Origin of the sequence: Sulfurimonas sediminis (genome assembly GCF_014905115.1) — a bacterium.
GTDB lineage: Bacteria > Campylobacterota > Campylobacteria > Campylobacterales > Sulfurimonadaceae > Sulfurimonas > Sulfurimonas sediminis.
The window spans coordinates 1,649,693-1,668,917 of record NZ_CP041235.1; the positions used below are offsets into that span (position 1 = coordinate 1,649,693).

The 19,225-nt window shown below is 39.1% G+C and carries 13 protein-coding genes and 2 rRNA genes; 8 read left to right on the forward strand and 7 right to left on the reverse strand.

Annotation, left to right across the window (positions count from 1 at the left end):
- Positions 1–169 precede the first annotated feature (169 nt).
- From FJR45_RS08925 to FJR45_RS08940, 4 genes are all read right to left on the reverse strand, one after another.
- Positions 170–673 (reverse strand): hypothetical protein, encoded by a 504-nt coding sequence (locus tag FJR45_RS08925; protein WP_193150218.1) that lies wholly within the window; start codon positions 671–673, stop codon positions 170–172.
- Positions 651–1,256, reverse strand: a complete 606-nt coding sequence (locus tag FJR45_RS08930; protein ID WP_193150219.1) for a hypothetical protein — start codon at positions 1,254–1,256, stop codon at positions 651–653. The genes FJR45_RS08925 and FJR45_RS08930 overlap by 23 nt, the downstream gene beginning before the upstream one ends.
- Before the next feature lie 85 nt (positions 1,257–1,341).
- Positions 1,342–3,030, reverse strand: coding sequence for a cbb3-type cytochrome c oxidase subunit I (locus tag FJR45_RS08935; protein ID WP_193150220.1), 1,689 nt, complete (start codon positions 3,028–3,030; stop codon positions 1,342–1,344).
- Positions 3,027–3,641: a cupredoxin domain-containing protein gene (locus FJR45_RS08940; protein WP_193150221.1), complete on the reverse strand. Its 615-nt coding sequence runs from the start codon at positions 3,639–3,641 to the stop codon at positions 3,027–3,029. The genes FJR45_RS08935 and FJR45_RS08940 overlap by 4 nt, the downstream gene beginning before the upstream one ends.
- Positions 3,642–3,855: 214 nt before the next feature.
- Between FJR45_RS08940 and FJR45_RS08945 the strand changes: the two genes are divergently transcribed.
- The 8 genes from FJR45_RS08945 to FJR45_RS08980 all read left to right on the forward strand — a co-directional run bounded on the left by FJR45_RS08945 (position 3,856) and on the right by FJR45_RS08980 (position 15,026).
- Positions 3,856–5,136: an MFS transporter gene (locus tag FJR45_RS08945; protein ID WP_193150222.1), complete on the forward strand. Its 1,281-nt coding sequence runs from the start codon at positions 3,856–3,858 to the stop codon at positions 5,134–5,136.
- A 20-nt stretch (positions 5,137–5,156) separates the two neighbouring features.
- A complete protein-coding gene (locus tag FJR45_RS08950) occupies positions 5,157–7,079 on the forward strand; it encodes a ferredoxin-like domain-containing protein (protein WP_193150223.1) in 1,923 nt (640 codons plus the stop codon).
- 74 nt (positions 7,080–7,153) lie between these two features.
- Entirely contained in the window at positions 7,154–7,945 is a 792-nt protein-coding gene (locus FJR45_RS08955; RefSeq protein ID WP_193150224.1) for a formate/nitrite transporter family protein, read from the forward strand.
- Positions 7,946–8,003: 58 nt separating this feature from the next.
- Positions 8,004–9,644, forward strand: a complete 1,641-nt coding sequence (locus tag FJR45_RS08960) for a bifunctional protein-serine/threonine kinase/phosphatase (protein ID WP_193150225.1) — start codon at positions 8,004–8,006, stop codon at positions 9,642–9,644.
- 10 nt (positions 9,645–9,654) lie between these two features.
- Positions 9,655–10,968, forward strand: coding sequence for a hypothetical protein (locus FJR45_RS08965; RefSeq protein WP_193150226.1), 1,314 nt, complete (start codon positions 9,655–9,657; stop codon positions 10,966–10,968).
- A 3-nt stretch (positions 10,969–10,971) separates the two neighbouring features.
- Positions 10,972–12,060, forward strand: coding sequence for a trypsin-like peptidase domain-containing protein (locus FJR45_RS08970; RefSeq protein ID WP_193150227.1), 1,089 nt, complete (start codon positions 10,972–10,974; stop codon positions 12,058–12,060).
- Between the two features lie 12 nt (positions 12,061–12,072).
- Complete coding sequence (locus tag FJR45_RS08975) at positions 12,073–14,025, forward strand: M3 family metallopeptidase (RefSeq protein ID WP_193150228.1); 1,953 nt, start codon at positions 12,073–12,075, stop codon at positions 14,023–14,025.
- Positions 14,022–15,026 (forward strand): endonuclease/exonuclease/phosphatase family protein, encoded by a 1,005-nt coding sequence (locus FJR45_RS08980; protein ID WP_193150229.1) that lies wholly within the window; start codon positions 14,022–14,024, stop codon positions 15,024–15,026. Before FJR45_RS08975 ends, FJR45_RS08980 begins: the two co-directional genes overlap by 4 nt.
- Here the strand turns inward: FJR45_RS08980 and FJR45_RS08985 are convergent.
- The 3 genes from FJR45_RS08985 to FJR45_RS08995 all read right to left on the reverse strand — a co-directional run bounded on the left by FJR45_RS08985 (position 15,001) and on the right by FJR45_RS08995 (position 19,108).
- Positions 15,001–15,684, reverse strand: a complete 684-nt coding sequence (locus tag FJR45_RS08985) for a uracil-DNA glycosylase (protein ID WP_193150230.1) — start codon at positions 15,682–15,684, stop codon at positions 15,001–15,003. The two genes, FJR45_RS08980 and FJR45_RS08985, sit on opposite strands and share 26 nt — an antisense overlap.
- A 117-nt stretch (positions 15,685–15,801) precedes the next feature.
- Positions 15,802–15,918 (reverse strand): 5S ribosomal RNA (gene rrf / locus FJR45_RS08990).
- A gap of 297 nt (positions 15,919–16,215) precedes the next feature.
- Positions 16,216–19,108, reverse strand: a 23S ribosomal RNA gene (locus tag FJR45_RS08995).
- Positions 19,109–19,225: the final 117 nt, after the last annotated feature.

A 19,225-nucleotide genomic window follows, 5' to 3' on the forward strand; every position in this document is an offset into this window, starting at 1 on the left:
GTAAGGTATCTCCATATATAAAGTGATGAAATTATACTCTACGCAAATGGACATTTTCCTAATTCTTTGTTTAATTTTTAATCATTCATATCCTCTTTGTCCATAACTGCCCCGACAATGAGCAATCCTATGACAAACAGGCTCACGGCTCCAATAAAAAAATAGTGCATTACAGTTTTCCTTTTTCTTTTGCCAGTGCCAAAAACTGTTGTAGTTCATCCGCAGATCCAAAGGCAGAGTTTTGAAAAAAAAGCGTATCATGCAGGCTTTGCACCAAAATCCCGTTTTCAAGTTTTACTATCCTTGTAATTTCTTCCCAGGGAATGTGCTTTTTATCTTTATGCAAGCCTTTTGTGTCAATAATAAAATGCACTTCTGTATCTTGAGACATATTTTTCTTGTAAAAATTTAACAGCATTCTTTTTCGCAAAAACCATCTTCCAAAATACCAGTAAAAGATCAAAAAGGTGGAAAGATACAAAATACCGTAGCTCTCATGTTTCAAAGCACCGACAATACCAAACTGTACCAAAGCGACAAAAAACCAGCCTATATATCTTTTGGCAGAATGACGCATATCATAATCATAAAAAAGCTTGCTTGTCTGCAGTGCCAGTTCTTTGTTCCAGATATAATCAACACTGATTGTTTTAGACATGTTCTTCACACTCATGAATCAATAAGTCCTCTTTTTTGATACACTCTTTTTCTTCCAGTGCTTCGAGGAGTTGTAATGTCTGCAGATAAAGCACTTCGTAGCGCTGCTTGTTTTTTGCATACAGTCTGCTCTGCTTTTTTCCATACCAGTAGGCAAAAGCAACAGAAGATGCAAAGAGTGAATATATCCACCATTGCCACTCTTTGAGATTTAGCAACACTATAAAATACTGTACAGAAAAAAGAACAAAAAACTCAATGGAAAAAATGATGACAAGCGTAGCACTCTGTTCAAAATCAAGCGTATATTTTTCCAAGGCACGCAATTTTTCCAGATTTTCATTAAAAGTCTGTGCTTCCTGTCTGCATTCATCTTTGAGATTTTGCACATTGATATCTTTGAGATGGATATTGCTCAAATTATATTCGACATTTGTCTGCATATAGTCTTGCAGAATTTCCGGATTTTTCTCTAATATTTGAAGAATTTTTGCTTCATCTACTCTGTTTTTTCCGGCAATTCTTTGCACATCCTGCAAAACCAAATCGTACAGTCCTATAGTCTTGATTTCACGCGCTACTCGATTCAAATTTATCAACTGTTTTTTCCTACTATTTAGTATTTAAATATTCCAGCCATTTCAGCCCAGGTTAAAATCCGGGTTCCTCAAAAGTATGAGACTTTTACTGCACAAATGCCGGGTCATCTGCCGGTTCCAGCTCTTCTTCTATCCCATAAGAAGCCGTTGCATCTTTTGCAGGCAAAAATATGCCAATCAGTCCTTTGATTCCTACACTCATAATAATATTGTATAAGAATACTGCCCAGGCAACAAGCAGCATCGTTCCAAAAAGAGCGGCAAATATCATGTCTGGGTTAAACTGCCCGTCCACATAAAGATGACGACGGAGCATCCCGTCAAGTCCTGCCATTCCCATAAATGCGCCCATACCGATACCGCCTATAAGATGCAGCCAAAAATGTGTATTTGCCAACTTGTGTGAATAAAGTTTCGTGTTGTTTGTCACCAATGGCCATAAAACATACAGAGCCGAATAGAGTGTCATATACAATCCGACAATCAAAGCAATATGCACATGCGCACCGATAATCCACTGCGTATTGTGCAGTACTCTGTTCATCCCCATATCTGCCTGGATAATTGCAGCAGGAACGGCCAAACCAAAACCTACAAGTCCTCCAAGCAGATATTTTAACTCCATAGTCATTTTCAGAGGTCGGGCCTTCCAAAGCGTCACAAGGGTAATAAAGAGTGCCAAGCCTTGCGTAAGCAGTTCAAAAGCAGTCACCATCTCACCCGAGATAAGTTTCATCATTTCAGGTTGTCCCTGATCACCAAGGAGGTGATGCGACCAGACCATCCAGGAAACCAAAAGCTCAAGCATTAACGCCGCACGGGCAACATTTTCCATAAAAAGCTTTTGTCCTGTAATTAAAGTAGCAAGCAAATACCATGAACCGGCCACATAAATCAGTACAAGTCCGTCCGCAACCAAATCAAGCCCCCACCAAAAAAAGTTCTTGTATAAAAGGGCATCAATCGCCGTGACATCAAGAGCATGTCCGCTTGCATCAAAAAGAAGATAAACCAAAATCAAAATACCTGCACCCAAAATCACCAGTGCATCTAAGAAGGTATCTACCGTACCACGGAAGATTGCCACAACAGGCAGCGCCAAAGCCGGCTCTTTTGTATAGGGCTGTTTGCCTCGCAGCTTGTTGATCAGATTTAAAAATCCGTCTATACCAAAACCGGAGATAAGCAGCTCTTTTGTTGTTTTGTTTTTATGAATCCCCACACGCGCAAAAATTGTCGCATAAATATTGTAAATAAACCCCAAAGTACCGACCATGATCAAAGCGACACCAAGGATAAACATAATACCACCAATAACATTAAACTGGTGTGTATCCGCAGGAAGCGGCCAGTATAATGTATATAACGGCGCATACTGCCATACAAATGCGGCTATCCATGCCAAAGCAGTCCCTAAAGTAATCAATATCCAGGTCCAGTTGGCAAGTTTTACGCTGTAGAGCGGTTTTTTTGTCAGATATGGCACCAAAAAGGTAAAGGCACCAAAGACCAGCTGATAGGTTGAACCAAATATACCGACAATCGGGTGTACCGTCATAATGGAAAAGAAATGTTCCGGATGAAAAAACTGCTCAGGCAGAGGATTGAGCGGCACATGTCCGACCTCAACCATTCGCATAATCATACCCTCCAAGGCAACCAGTCCGTAAAATAAAAATGCCATGACAACCGGTCTGAGTGTTACCTTTTGCAAAGCATTTAAGCCTTTATGGTCAAAATTTGTTCCGTTTATTAATGTATTTATATAACTCATTGAATGCCTCCATTATCTTTACACCCTACGACTTTAACGAAATCTTTTACCAGCATTAAATCTTTCCCGTCTTCGCTGTACTGTCTGGGTCCGGAATATTCCGTGGATGTTAAATCAAAAACACCGTTATGATTAAATGTCCATAAAATATCATTGGAATCCAAAATACCGTTGACATCCGTACCGGGATTGACCTGCATCTGCATCACCATGGAACCGTCTTGACGAAAGAGTCCAAATCCATACACCAGGTCTCTGCTGTGCACATCAAATTCAACCGTTTGCCCACACTGTATCACTATCTGTTTTGGCAGTCCTATCCACTTATGATCTTTAATCTCAAACTCATACTTCACATCCGGTGTTATATTGTGCCTGTCGATATCCTGTGACACCCAAGGTATTGTATTGTATGTAAAAATATGGTGTCCCACACCGCCTGCAACCAAAAATGCCATATACCAGTAAAACGGAATACGAAACACCGATTTGGCATCTTTTTTTGTCAGGTTATACCCAAACCATGCAACAACAGAAATAATCATTGCAGCATATATAGAGTAAGCAACCCAGTGAAAAGACAACAATTCAGCCGAATTTGTAAATGTCATGATAATGCTCTCCTTAAATTTTCACAAATTGTATAAAAAACGAGAATTGAGAAAATTGATATATATCAAGAAAATTACTCTTTAATATGAAAATTGTATAATTTCTAATCTTTTGAAAATTCCAAATTGATTATTTTTTAACCAATAATATTTTTAAATTAGAAATATTTTTCACTATAATTACACTATTAAATTGCATTGGAGAATATATAATATGGCAAGTTTTAAAGCCCTCAAAGGTCAAGGCGACGCAAAAACACTTTTTGCAGCTTTTCTTTATTTTGATTTTAGCTTTATGGTCTGGACCATGCTAGGCCCATTGGCAACAGAAATCAGTGAATCATTGGCAATGCACGGATTTATCATGAGTGCCTCACAAAAAGCCACACTGCTTTCTATTCCGATTTTGGCAGGAGCACTGCTTCGTATTGTACTTGGATTTGGCGTTGATAAATTCGGTGCGAAAAAAACAGCGCTGATGAGCCAGGCAGTTGTTATATCTGTGCTGTTTTACGCCTACTTCAGAGGAGAGACCATTACCTATAATGAACTCCTGATTGTAGCTGTCGGTCTCGGATTTGCAGGTGCTTCTTTTGCGGTTGCATTGCCACAGGCAGGACAGTGGTATCCGCCAAAACTGCAGGGAGTCGTTTTGGGAATTGCAGGTGCCGGCAATATTGGTGTTGTCATTGACTTTATGTTTGCTCCAAAGATAGCAGAACTTTGGGGATGGCAGGCAGTCTTTTTGGTTGGTGGAGCATTATCAACCCTAATTTTTGCAACATACATCTTTTTGGCAAAAGATGCCCCTAAAGAGGTTTACACGCCCCGTCCTAAAAAACTCAAAGATTATGCCAAACTCTTACGTGACAGAGACACATGGTGGTTTAACCTTTTCTATGCAGTAAGCTTTGGAGGATTTGTCGGATTTGCGGGATATATGAAAGTTTATCTTATGAATACTTATCAAGCCGATATGAGCAGTTTTGGACTCAGTGTATTTAATGAACCCAATGTTAAAGTCATTGCCGGTTATTTTGGAGCGCTGACAATTTTTGCCGGTGCAGTCTTAAGACCTGTCGGTGGTGCTGTTGCAGATAAAATGGGTGGTGTCAAATCACTTTATATCTTTTTTGGTATTGTCGCCGCATTGGCAATTGTAAATGCAACTGTCACTCTGCCGTTTTGGCTGGCAATTGCAGTACTCTTTGCAATAATGGCAAACCTTGGCATGGCAAACGGGGCAGTTTTTCAACTTGTACCTCAGCGATTTGGCAAAGATATTGGAATCATGACAGGAATTATCGGTGCAGCCGGCGGACTCGGGGGTACAGCACTTATTAAAACGCTTGGATGGTCAAAAGGTGCCTTTGACGGTTATTCGGCAGGTTTTATGATATTTGCCGGTGTTGTACTTGTAGCTATCATGGGGATAAGTTTGGTAAAAACACGATGGAGAACAACCTGGGGCGTTGCAGCCGGCGGAAGAATATAAATAAGATAATGGAGAATATTTTGCAATTACAAGTATTAGAAAAAGCATATGAAGCGAGAAGTAAAAAAGTCAATAAAATCGAAACAGTCAAAAGCCTTAAAAATCCTATGGAGGCTTTTGAAAAAATAGCAGAGTATGCACGAGAAGGGTATGATGCAATTCCTGATGAAGACAAGAAATATTTTCTGAAATGTTTTGGAATCTTTGACAAAGACGGTCTCACGCCAAAGCAGTTTATGATGAGAGTCAGAGTTGCAGGGGGACACCTCAACGCAATTCAGGCAAAAAAAATCGGAGAAATTGCAAAAAATTTCGGTCAAGACTATATTGATATCACAACCAGAGCACAAATTGAACTTCGTTTTTTAAATATCGAAGATATGCCTGCAATTTTAAACGGGCTTGAAGAAGTCGGACTCACTTCCTATCAGACAGGTGTGGACAACTTTAGAAATATCGTTACAGACCCATTTGATAAAGAGGGTTTTGACAATGTGCTTCCTTCGTATGATTTACTCAAAAAAATCGAAAAAACATTCTTAAAAAATCCGGATTGGATTTCAACACTGCCGAGAAAATTCAATACTGGAATTTCAGGATCTCTCGCAAACAGATGTAATGTTTTTGGACATGACTGTTCTCTCGTGCTTGCACAAAAAGACGGAGTATACGGTTACAATATGTTTCTTGGCGGCAGAGTCGGTATGATTGCAAAAAATGCAGACATATTTTTGGCAAACGAAGAAGAGGTTTTACAGGCCTACGGTGCACTTATAGCAATCTTTCAAAAGTACGGTTTCCGTGACAACAGAAACAAAAACAGACTGCACTTTCTCATTGAGGCTGTCGGTATGGCTGAAATTTCTGCAGCGATTCGTGATGTTGCAGGCGTAAATTTTGCCACCGCCGGTGATACAATGACACAGATAGATCCAGTAGATTCAGAACACGGAAAAATCCAACTTCGAGACGGTTCATTTGGAGTACAGATTATTGTGCCTTCGGGAATATTTACAGGAAGTGATCTTATAAAAGTATCCGAGTTAAGCCAAAATCACGGCAATAACGAAATCAGATTCAGTGTTGAACAAAATATCTACATTTTAGGTGTCAAAAACACGGCTACCCTTTTAGAAGATCCCTTTTTTACAAAATATAAAAATATAAACACGCCTTACTTTAACAACCTTGTCGCCTGTGCAGGAACCAAACACTGTGCATTTGGCGTTATTGAGAACAAAGAGGATGCTATAGAAATGGCTGCATATTTAAGCAAAGCCGTTCCTCTTGAATCAGGGAGAGTACGCATGTACTGGTCAGCCTGCGTCAAAGGCTGCGGAACACATGAAATAGGAGACATCGGTTTTGAAGGCTGCAAGGCAAAAGTAAACGGACAAACTGAAGATGGTGTCCACATAACCATAGGCGGGAAAATCGTGAGTGAAGGGAAAAACGGGTATACCGTTATCAAATCTGCTCCACTGAAATTTTCTAAATATTTTGTTGAGACACTCGTGTCGGAATATAAAAAACTGCGTTTAAAAAGCGAATCATTTGAAGCATTTCATGACAGAATTTTAGCACAGTATTCTCATGCATATATCGGTTTTTATATGCAGCTCCAGGCTTATTTACGATTAAAAAACATTGATATTGATTTAAACATCAATAAAATTCCGAAAACAGGACATATTGAAGAGTTTGAACTTTTTGAACTTGGCCGTAAACTCTATTTTGCCCTTTCCAAACAAGAACCGTATACGGCATACAACAGATTTACAAATGAAAATCCAAGAGAAAAACTGATACCTCTCAATAAGATAGTTTTCGATATCGATAAAAATATCAATGAACTCGTCTTTAAGATGCTTGATGTTGAAGCAAAAAGAGCCGTTGTCTTTTCGGAATTGCTTCCATTGATCAGTTTGGCTGACAATGATTAAAAATTAATCATTTTAAACCTATTAAATATACAGATTTGAGCTATACTTATTAAATAAAATTAAAAGGAATTCATATGAGTTATGTAAAACCAGAGGTAGTTGTAGATGGAATGGTAACAGCCGGAGTATACAAATCAGGATTGGGTGTAAAAGATTTATTGATACGCGGTTCCCTTGCGGGTGCCCTTCTTGGAGTTGCTACAACCCTGGCCATTGTTGCTTCCACACAGACACATCTGCCTATTGTCGGAGCACTTATTTTCCCTGTCGGTTTTGTTATGATTGTTTTGCTGGGACTGGAGCTTGTCACCGGAAGTTTTGCACTGCTGACAACCTCTTTGTTTGACAGAAAAATTGGGTTTGCAAAACTCTCTGTAAACTGGTTCTGGGTCTTTACCGGAAATCTGCTGGGCAGCCTGCTTTTTGCAGCTCTTTACACTCTGGTTGCTACAAAATTCGGACATGTGGAATCATCTCCTGTCATAGACATGATCAAGCATATTGCAGAAGCAAAAACAATCGGATATGAAAAAATAGGTGCAGACGGTATTTATACCGTCTTTTTAAAAGCTGTTTTTTGTAACTGGATGGTATCTCTGGGTGTCGTTATGGCATTGACAGCTACAACAACAATAGGGAAAATTGCAGCTATGTGGCTCCCAATTCTTACTTTCTTTGGACAGGGCTTTGAACACGCCGTTGTAAATATGTTTGTTATTCCTGCGGGTATAATGCTTGGTGCAAATGTAAGTGTGTCACAGTGGTGGTTGTGGAATGAAATTCCGGTAACTTTGGGAAATATTGTTGGCGGAGCGATTTGTACAGGTATGGCTTTATATTACACACATAGAAAAAACCAGGCATAAAAACTCTTTAAAATAAATGCCGTTTTGCTATAATCTACTTTACATGTAAAGGGGCAATATGGCAAAAAGTAATATTAAAACTTCCGGGTTCTCACTTGCAAAGACCAAAGAACTGACAGGAGATGATTTTTATGATATGGCAACTATCGGCAACCTGAGTGTTGCTATAGTCTGTGATGGTGTCGGGAGTGCCGAAGAAGGTGCCGAGGCAGCAAAAAGAGTGACTTCCTATCTTATAAACAACTTTAAGATTCGGCCAAAGTCATGGTCCATCGAAAAATCTATAAAAACGTTTATCAATTCCATAAATACAATTCTTTATAAAGAATCACAACTCAATTATGAACGCAGTGAACTTATCACAACCCTGGCTCTCGTTGTTATAGAAGGAAACCGTTTATACGGTGTAAATGTCGGAGACAGCAGAGTCTATCTCCTCAGAGACGCTTCGCTGACACAGCTTTCATCTGACCATGCCATGCAAGAAGAAGGATACGAAAATGTTCTGACCCAGGCTATTGGTATCAGTGAGGATGTGGAACCCTACTATTTTGAAAATATTATTCAGAAAAATGACAAAATTCTTCTTTGCAGCGACGGTTTGTACAATGTACTTTCCCAAAGTGAAATAAAAGACAATATTTCAAAAGGAGCTATTGCTCTTGTCAAGCAAGCAAGTAAACGTACAAAAGACCATCTTCCCGATGATACAACAGCAGTTGTATTGGAAATACTCAATGCTGATGAAATAGAGATACTCAAACAGCAAAAACTGGATATTCCACGATTACTCAAAGCAGGGCAAACCATAGACGGCTATACACTTGAAAAATCTCTCATACAAAATGAAAGAACCTGGCTTGTAAGTAAAAAAACAAAGCAATATGTTATGAAGTTTGCACCAATTGAATCAAAAGAAGATAATCAGATCTTAGATCTGTTTGTCAAAGAGGCATGGAATGCCAAACGTCTCAAAGCAAAGTTTTTCCCAAAGGCTGTCATTCCAAAAAACAGAAGCGCCCGATACTATGTTATGCAACTCTTTGATGGAGAAGATTTAAATAATTACCTGGCATCACACTTACATGTAACGATAGATGATGCTGTAGAACTTGCGCAGACGCTTTTAAACATGTCTCAGTTTTTGCTTAAATATGATCTTGTACACGGTGATATCAAGCCAAACAATATCATGATTGCCAAAATTGACGATGATAATACAGAATACAAGGTTATTGATTTTGGCAGTATTACAGAGATATTTTCAGAAGAGTCCCGCGCTGGTACACCGAGTTTTTTAGCACCTGAACGATTTCAAGGCGAGTCTATAAGTGAAACAAGCGAAATATTTGCCATTGGTGTGACACTCTATTTAAGTCTTACGGGAAAGTACCCTTACGGCGAGATAGAACCCTTTCAAAACCCGACATTCAAAGAAGCCAAAAAACCGAGTTATTACAATTCAAATATACCTGATTGGCTTGACAGTGTTATCATGCGTGCTATTGCACTTCAAAAAGACCAAAGGTATGAGCATTACTCTGAAATGAAATATGAACTTACACATCCGCAGAAGGTAAAACCCTACTTTATTAAAAATGCACCACTCATTGAAAAATCACCCTTACTCTTTTATAAGAGGGCTTTTACTATAATGACAGTTATAAACTTTATACTTATCTATTTGGTATTAAAATAAAAGGAAATGTATGAGTTGGTTTCACTTTTTCCGGCCAAAGTCTTATTGTTCAAAAAGCTTTGGAAGAGGTATTCATGCAGATGTTGCAGAAAATGAAGAAGAACTCTTTAACAAAGCCTATGAAGCCTTTGAAAAAAAAGAAATTTTAAATGCCTATACATTCTTTTTCAACTCTTTAATGAATTACAAAAACGGCCTCCCCAATCAAAATATTATACTCACCCGGGAAAAAGAGTCTTTGAAATTTATCATATATCAAGGCAGTGCAAAGATCAACGGCTTCACAACAAACAAAAAACTCTACGCCGAAGTGACTATGGTCAAAGCAAAAAATGCAAATGTTGCTCTCAAACGCTACGCACTTGAAAGAAATTACCAGTTTACCTATGTAAATTACTGCAGTGACGGCGACTATATTAAATTAAAACTCAATCTTGACAATATTACTATGACCCCCAAGAAAGCTTTTTATCCTTTAAGAGAATTGGCACTCAATGCAGACTATGACAAAGAACACATGCTCAGTGAATTCGAACAAAAAGAGTTAGAGGACATCGGTCATATTCAAAAACTTGACGCTGCCGAGTTACATGTAAAGTATAAGTATCTACATATTTGGATAGAAGAGCTTCATGCAAAAATACAGACATTGCCTGCAGAGGACAGTATAGGTATGCAGGCATTTCTCTATCTAAACTTTTTATTTAAAATTGACTATCTTTTGGTACCAAAATCTAAAATTTATCAAAAAATGACAAAAAAACTTCAAAATTATTTTGCAGAGGAAGATGCACTGCCTGAAGTAAAAAATGCGGAGCTTGCAAAATATATTTTAAGTCTTGAAAAGCTTGATTTTGATGAATTCAGTCAAAACTTTTATGAAGCCAAATACACATTCAGCCAAATTGAAAAAAGTTCTTATGATGAGTTTGTTGACTTCATAGAAGAATCACTTATAAAACTCAGATGGTACAAGAACAACCGTCATCCTCAAATCATACCGACCATTTACAGTTATATAGCCTTGTATGCTCTGTATAACTACGGATTAAATCCTGCGGCCAGAAAATTACTCCATATTTATATTTGTGTCATTTATGCTGAGTATATGAATGCGCTGGGATGTAAAGGATATTATGATACGCAAAAGAACCGGTTTTTAGAAAGTGAGATAATTGCTCAAATTGACGAAACAGTTGCCAGATACAAACATCAGTATAAACTGCTGAGCGCTTTTGGTGATGAACTTGATTTCAGTTCACTCAATGATTTTTCAAACAGTTACTTCAGTGCATTAAAAAATCTGGATTTTCATGAGGCATAACAAATGAATACGCAAACTCTTTTAGAAACCTACATTGAAAATATTATACAGATAATGACGCCCTATGGCAGTGGAACAGGTTTTATTATAGATAATCTTATAATTACAAATTCGCATGTATGCTCGGGGCTGAGAGAAGTTGTAATCAAAGCAGAGCACTTTGAGCGAAGTATTGCAAAAGTTATTTATGATGACCCCTATTATGATTTGGCATTTATAAAATATGAATTCAAGCAACCCAAAAATCCGCTCAAACTTGCCAAAAGCAATGTGGAAAACGGTGATACCACCATAGCTATCGGACACCCTTACGGTCTAAACTATACAGCGACAGAGGGAATAGTTTCCCGCGCAGCCAGACTTATGGGAGACCTTGAATATATTCAGATTGATGCTGCCATCAACCCCGGAAACAGCGGAGGTCCTCTGTTAAATGACAAAGGAGAAGTTACAGGAGTCAATACTTTCATTATTCAAAATGCAAATAATTTGGGTTTTGCACTCCCTGTGCACTATCTTCAAGATGCACTCACCGCTTTTAAACAACTCGGAGTAGAAAATGTCATCAAATGCCCTTCGTGCAAAAATCTTATTCAAGAAAAAGATATAAAAAATGACTACTGCCCAAAATGTGGAGTAGAACTTGAAATAGCCAGACTCAGACGAAAAGGCTATACACCTATAGGACCGACAAAACTCATAGAAGATATACTGGAGTCCCTGGGCATCAATGTAACCCTGGCAAGAAGAAGCCAGTCATCCTGGAGAATAGACAAGGGAACTGCAAGAATCAATATTAACTATTATGAAAACGGCATTATTATAGGAGATGCCAAACTTTGCGGTATTCCCAAAGAAAACATTGAAAAGATGTATGATTTTTTGCTCCAGGAGAACAACAAACTCTCCTATTTACAGTTTTCTATCAATGAAAACAGCGTGTATCTTTCCTATCTGGTTGTAGACTCTTCCTTAACAAAAGAAGAAGGAAAAACTGCAATAGAAAAGTTAATCAAAGATGCAAATAAGTATGATAATATTCTCATAAACAAATACGGTGCCCTGCGACAGAAAAAAGACACTGAGGACTAAAGGAAAACATATATGACAAAATTTTTACAATTTGATTGTGACCTAGATACTTTCATAGAAGAACTGAAAAAACATCTCAATAAAAATAACAAAAAGATAGAAACCTTACTTGCACAGAAAGAAAAAACCTATGCAAACTTTGTCAAACCACTAGAGATGATGGATGAGTATTTGGAACAGTTTTTTACACCACTCTCTCATCTCAATGCTGTAAACAACTCCGAGAAAACACAAAAGGTTTATACAGAAGCCCTTCCTCTTGTTACAGAGTACTCGACACAGCTTTCACAAAACATTGAAATATACAATGCCTATAAAGAAATAATGCAAAAGGAACAGACATCCCTCAACAGTGAACAAAAAAGAGTTTTAGCATTAAATATTTTACATTTTGAATTAAGCGGTGCCCATCTGGATAAAAAAACAAAACAGAGGCTTCAGGAAATAAACTTAAAAAAGAGTGAACTTTCCAATAACTTTTCTCAAAATCTGCTTGATGCAACAAATGCCTACGAATATATAATTACTGATGAATCCGATATAGAAGGTTTGCCAAAAAGTGAAATAGAAAATGCCAAATTTGAAGACAATGGCGTTATAAAATACAAATTGACACTGCAAATGCCATCGTACATAGCCTATATGACCTATGGAAAGAACAGAGCAATTCGGGAAGAACTCTACCGTGCCTATGTTTCACGCGCACCACAGAATGCAAAAATAATTGATGAACTGTTGGCACTGCGACAGGAGATGAGTCAGCTTTTAGGGTTCAAAAACTATGCAGAACTTTCTCTTGCTACAAAAATGGCCGAAGATACAAAAAGTGTTTTAGGATTTTTAGAAAATTTACTTGAAAATTCAATTCCCCAGGCAAAAAATGAACTGCAGGAACTGCAAAATATCGCGCCACACAAACTTGAGAGTCATGATACTTCTTACTATGCAGAAATATTAAAAAAAGAGCAATACGACATCGATGAAGAGGAGTATCGCCCTTATTTTGAACAAAAAAATGTTATTGCAGGGATGTTTACTTTTTTAGACAAACTTTTTAATGTTACATGTAAACAGGTAAAAGAGAAATTGTGGCATGAAAAAGCCTATGCCTATGATGTGTATGAAAACGACATCCTCAAAGCCCGTATTTATCTTGATTTAGAAGCAAGAGAATCAAAACGGGGCGGAGCATGGATGCATAACTGGCAAACACACTGCACAGATGAAGCAGGCAAAAAACCGCTGGCCTCAGCCTTTATAGTATGCAGTTTTCCTCCATCAAATGATACAAATCCTTCACTGCTTCGACATGATGATGTTGTCACTCTTTTTCATGAAACAGGGCATACTTTGCATCATATCCTGAGTGAAGTAAATGAAAATGAAGTAAGCGGTGTCAATGGAGTAGAATGGGATGCTGTTGAATTTCCTTCTCAGTTTTTGGAAAATTTTGCCTATGAGCCTCAGGTTCTCAAAATGTTTGCAAAACACTATGAAACAAATGAAACTATTTCAGATGAAATGATAGATAAGCTGGTAAAAAGTAAAAACTTTTTATCTGCAATGGGAATGCTGAGACAATTGGAATTTTCACTCTTTGATTTTAAACTGCATACTAAAGTGTATCAGGGAGATGAAGTACAAAATCTGCTTGACACCATACGGGAAAAAACTGCACTGATAAAACCACCAAAATACAATAAGTTCCAAAACGGATTTTCCCATATATTTTCAGGTGGATATGCTGCAGGATACTACAGCTACAAATGGGCCGAAGTTCTGAGCGCAGATACTTTTTACACCGTAGTAGATGAAAATATTTTTAATTCCCCTACAGCAAAAAAATATCAAAATATCATTTTACACCGTGGCGGTTCGCAAAGTATGCAAGAACTTTTTCATGAACTGATGGGTAGAGATGCCGATACAACGCAGCTGTTAAGACTCAACGGTATAGTAGAGTGAGAGTATTCTTTCTTTTAGCTCTGCTCATCTCATTAATGTATGGAGAAACAACTTTGAAAATTGCAACATATAATGTTGAAAATCTTTTTGATTTGCAACGAAACGGACATGAGTATAAAGAATATATTCCTTATGCAAAATCAAACTGGAATGATAAAAACTATAGGAAAAAACTTAAAAATATTGCAAAGGTCATCAAAGATATCAACCCAGATATCATTGGACTCCAAGAGATAGAATCTCTTCAGGCACTCAAAGATCTACGATATACTCTAAAAAGAGAAGGCGTTTATTACCAGTACTATAAAATTGCCAACTTAAAATCTACAACAATCAAAGTAGCCATTTTGAGTAAAATTCCATTTGTATATACACATGAAATTGCTGTCACCTCTTCCCATAGATATAGAAATATTTTAGAAGTGAAATTCAAAATAAACAATGAAGATTTGTATATTCTAATTAATCATTGGAAATCAAAAGCAGGTCCGGAAAGTATGCGTATCGTCTCTGCAAAAAAACTCAGAAAAAGAATTGAGGAACTGGGAAAAAACAAAAATATCATCGCACTTGGTGATTTTAATTCTGATTATGAAGAGTATGAAATTTTTAAAAGAAAAAGAAAACATAATGACACAGATGGAATAACAGGTATCAATCATATACTGGGTACTATCAAGTATCAGAATTCATCACAAAATATACATCTGGCACCTTATGATTTTTACAACTTATGGTATGACACTGAATTAGAAAAAAGATACAGCTATATCTATAGAGGTAAAAAAGAAGCAATGGACAGTATCTTAGTCACAGCTGCACTTCTTGATAAAAAAGGCATTGATTATAAACCACACAGTATTGCTGCTTTTGAAAAGCCCTATTTGTTTAAAGGAAAAGCAATTTACAGATGGCAAACAACAAGGAGCAGATTAAGACGTCATAAAGGCAAAGGCTATTCAGATCATCTGCCTGTCATAGCAGAGTTTGTTCTACACTGAGACACCATGCAACAGGCTTTTTCTTATGTTTGATCAAATACTCATTTGCTCTGGAAAAAGGCTTTGAATGAAAAAAACCTCTGTATGCCGAGAGCGGAGAAGGATGAGGAGATTTAATAATACAATGTTTTGTTGTATCAATTAGAAACTCTTTTTTTTGTGACGGGCCGCCCCATAATATAAAGACCAAATGTTCTTTTTCATCAGAGAGTTTTTTAATAACGGCATCAGTAAACTTTTGCCAGCCAAAATCTTTATGGGAGTTTGCCTTCCCCTGTTCAACAGTTAAAACAGCATTTATCAACAAAACTCCCTCTTTTGCCCATTGTGTCAAATCCCCGTTTTTCGGATATTTACAACCTATATCATCGACTAACTCTTTGTATATATTTTTTAATGAAGGTGGAATATTACATTTTGGACAAACAGAAAATGCAAGTCCGGTAGCCTGATTGAGACCATGATAAGGGTCTTGTCCTATAATTACAACTTTTACTTCAGAAGGGTTTACTAAATTAAAGGCTCTAAATATATTTTCAGAATTGGGAAACACAGTTTTTGATTTATATTCCAAAGATACTTTTTTCAAAAGTTTGATAAAATATTCTTTATAAATTTCATCATTGAGAAAATTTTTCCATTCGTTTTCTAATAACATTCTCTTTCCATTTTTTTATAATTATATAGAAATAATACTATGGATAAGGTTAGTGGTTACATGTAAAGAGTGTTAATGATTGTAAAATAGTTGGGGTGTGAATAAAAAATCTGATCAACTAGGCAGCGACCTACATTCCCACAAGTGAAACCTGCAGTATTATCAGCGATGAGAGGCTTAGCTTCTGGGTTCGGAATGGGGGCCAGGCGTTTCCCTCTCTCTATAGCCACCTAGACAAGATCAGATATAAAGACATGAGTTACATGTATTTATATCTAATCTCATAAGGATCAGTTGAGTGAGTAATGAGTAAAAACTCATTAAGTTAAAATTGGTAAAATCAACAACAGTTAAATTAAATAACCTGACAAATCTTTCTCTTATTTAATGTGTTTATTAATCTGCTTCGTAAGAAGCTAGCTTTAGTCGCCTCAGCGGCGCAAGCGAGTAAAAGGGACAAGTTCCTTTTACGGACTAACAAATATATACACTAAATAAGGTAGTGAAGCAATTGTGTTCACTTAAGAACTTGGTAAAAAGACAAACGTACTATTAGTACTGGTCAGCTAAACACATTACTGTGCGTACACATCCAGCCTATCAAGCTTGTAGTCTTCAAGCGTACTTCAGGGAACGTTCATCTTGGAGTTGGCTTCCCGCTTAGATGCTTTCAGCGGTTATCTCATCCGTGCGTAGCTACCCAGCTATGCCCTTGGCAGGACAACTGGTGCACCAGTGGCACGTCCAACCCGGTCCTCTCGTACTAGGGTCAGCTCTCCTCAACGTTCCTACGCCCACGGAAGATAGGGACCGAACTGTCTCACGACGTTCTGAACCCAGCTCGCGTACCGCTTTAAATGGCGAACAGCCATACCCTTGGGACCTGCTCCAGCCCCAGGATGCGATGAGCCGACATCGAGGTGCCAAACCTCCCCGTCGATGTGAGCTCTTGGGGGAGATCAGCCTGTTATCCCCGGCGTACCTTTTATCCTTTGAGCGATGGCCCTTCCACACAGAACCACCGGATCACTATGACCGTCTTTCGACTCTGCTCGACTTGTATGTCTCACAGTCAGTCCGGCTTATGCCATTATACTCTACGAAGGATTTCCAACCCTTCTGAGCCGAACTTTGTAAGCCTCCGTTACTTTTTAGGAGGCGACCGCCCCAGTCAAACTACCCACCAGACATTGTCCTCGCACGGGATAACCGTACGGAGTTAGCTATCAGAATATTCAAGGGTGGTATCTCAAGGATGCCTCCCCTGGAACTGGCGTCCCAGGTTCAACGGCTCCCACCTATCCTGCACATGAATATCCCAATAGCAGTGTCAAGCTATAGTAAAGGTGCACGGGGTCTTTCCGTCTTTCCGCGGGTAGGAGGAATTTTCACCTCCACTACAATTTCACTGGATCCCTTGTTGAGACAGCTCCCATCTCGTTACGCCATTCATGCAGGTCGGTATTTAACCGACAAGGAATTTCGCTACCTTAGGACCGTTATAGTTACGGCCGCCGTTTACTCGGGCTTCAATTCATGCCTTCGCTAATGCTAAGCAATCCTTTTAACCTTCGAGCACCGGGCAGGCGTCACACCCTATACATCCACTTACGTGTTAGCAGAGTGCTGTGTTTTTGGTAAACAGTCGGGAGGGACTCTTTGCTGCGACCTATAAGTGCTTTGAGAAGCAAGTTCTCTAACACTACAGGCACACCTTATACCGAAGATACGGTGCTAGTTTGCAGAGTTCCTTAACAAGGGTTCATCCACGCGCCTTAGAATACTCATCTCACCCACCTGTGTCGGTTTACGGTACGGGCAACATTACATCTCGTTTAGAGGCTTTTCTCGGCACGACAGTATCAAGGGTTCTGGTCGCTCTCCGAAAGATTGACCAGCCTGTCAGATCTCGGTCGCTTGACACACGGATTTGCCTATGTGTCGACCTACGTCCTTCGAGCCACAATTTCCATCAGTGACCCCCTTTAACTCTATGCGTCCCCCCATCACTCAAACGATGTAATGTCGGTATCGGAATATTAACCGATTTGCCATCGTCTACCCCTTTCGGACTCGACTTAGGTCCCGACTAACCCTACGATGACGAGCATCGCGTAGGAAACCTTGGGTTTACGGCGAAGAAGATTCTCACTTCTTTTCTCGCTACTCATGCCTGCATGCTCACTTCCATCCGCTCCAGTACTCCTTACCGGTATACCTTCAGCGCTGAATGGAACGCTCTCCTACCACTTACAGTAAACTGTAAATCTAAAGCTTCGGTGTTTATCTTAGCCCCGTTATATTTTCGGCGCAGAATCGCTAGACCAGTGAGCTGTTACGCTTTCTTTAAAGGATGGCTGCTTCTAAGCCAACCTCCTGGTTGTCACAGCAACTCCACATCCTTTTCCACTTAGATAAAACTTTGGGACCTTAGCTGTTAGTCTGGGTTGTTCCCCTCTCGACATAGGATTTTATCACCCTACGCCTGACTCCCGAGGTTACACGTATAGTATTCGGAGTTTGATAGGGTTTGGTACCGCGGTAAGCAGCCCTAGCCCTGTCAGTGCTCTACCCCTATACGCTAATGCTCGAGGCTATACCTAAATATATTTCGGAGAGAACCAGCTATCACTGAGTTTGATTGGCCTTTCACCCCTATCCACAAGTCATCCCAAGAATTTTCAACTTCTACGGGTTCGGTCCTCCACTGGCTCTTACACCAGCTTCAACCTGCTCATGGATAGATCACTCAGTTTCGGGTCTGCAGCATCTGACTATGTCGCCCTATTAAGACTCGCTTTCGCTACGGCTTCTCGTTCGATTAACCTTGCCAGATACCACAACTCGCAGGCTCATTATGCAAAAGGCAGTCCGTCACACTTATTTAATAGTGCTCCGAATGATTGTAAGCCATAGGTTTCAGGTTCTATTTCACTCCGCTCACCGCGGTCCTTTTCACCTTTCCCTCACGGTACTTGTTCGCTATCGGTCTAGTAGTAGTATTTAGGGTTGGAGGGTGGTCCCCCCATATTCAGTCAAGATAACACGTGTCCCGACCTACTCGTTCCATACCTTAGTTCCACACATATGTTTTCGCTTACGGGAGTATCACCCTCTATGCTCATCCTTTCCAGAATGTTCTGCTAACAAATGTGCTAAATGTATGCGCCCTATTCCAATTTCGCTCGCCGCTACTCTCGGAATCTCGTTTGATTTCTCTTCCTCTAGGTACTGAGATGTTTCACTTCCCTAGGTTCGCCCCACCCGAAGGTGGTAACGTGATTCGCACCACGTTGGGTCGCCCCATTCAGAAATTCCCGGATCAAAGCTTCTTGGCAGCTCCCCGAGACTTTTCGCAGCCTAGTACGTCTTTCATCGCCTCTACTAGCCAAGGCATCCACCTATGGCCCTTAATATCTTTTTATGTTATTAGCACGCAATCTGAACAAAGTCCAGATTACTACGTTAGACACTAGGTCACTAAAGTACAAAAAAGCTTTCGGCTTTTTCATAAAAAAGTTCTCTAATCTCCAACTAACTA

Bases quoted from the DNA above. Each gene is read 5' to 3' on its own strand.
- FJR45_RS08925 (WP_193150218.1), bottom strand. From the start codon at position 673: ATGAGTGTGAAGAACATGTCTAAAACAATCAGTGTTGATTATATCTGG.
- FJR45_RS08935 (WP_193150220.1), bottom strand. From the start codon at position 3,030: ATGAGTTATATAAATACATTAATAAACGGAACAAATTTTGACCATAAA.
- FJR45_RS08940 (WP_193150221.1), bottom strand. From the start codon at position 3,641: ATGACATTTACAAATTCGGCTGAATTGTTGTCTTTTCACTGGGTTGCT.
- FJR45_RS08945 (WP_193150222.1), top strand. From the start codon at position 3,856: ATGGCAAGTTTTAAAGCCCTCAAAGGTCAAGGCGACGCAAAAACACTT.
- FJR45_RS08955 (WP_193150224.1), top strand. From the start codon at position 7,154: ATGAGTTATGTAAAACCAGAGGTAGTTGTAGATGGAATGGTAACAGCC.
- FJR45_RS08960 (WP_193150225.1), top strand. From the start codon at position 8,004: ATGGCAAAAAGTAATATTAAAACTTCCGGGTTCTCACTTGCAAAGACC.
- FJR45_RS08965 (WP_193150226.1), top strand. From the start codon at position 9,655: ATGAGTTGGTTTCACTTTTTCCGGCCAAAGTCTTATTGTTCAAAAAGC.
- FJR45_RS08970 (WP_193150227.1), top strand. From the start codon at position 10,972: ATGAATACGCAAACTCTTTTAGAAACCTACATTGAAAATATTATACAG.
- FJR45_RS08975 (WP_193150228.1), top strand. From the start codon at position 12,073: ATGACAAAATTTTTACAATTTGATTGTGACCTAGATACTTTCATAGAA.
- FJR45_RS08985 (WP_193150230.1), bottom strand. From the start codon at position 15,684: ATGTTATTAGAAAACGAATGGAAAAATTTTCTCAATGATGAAATTTAT.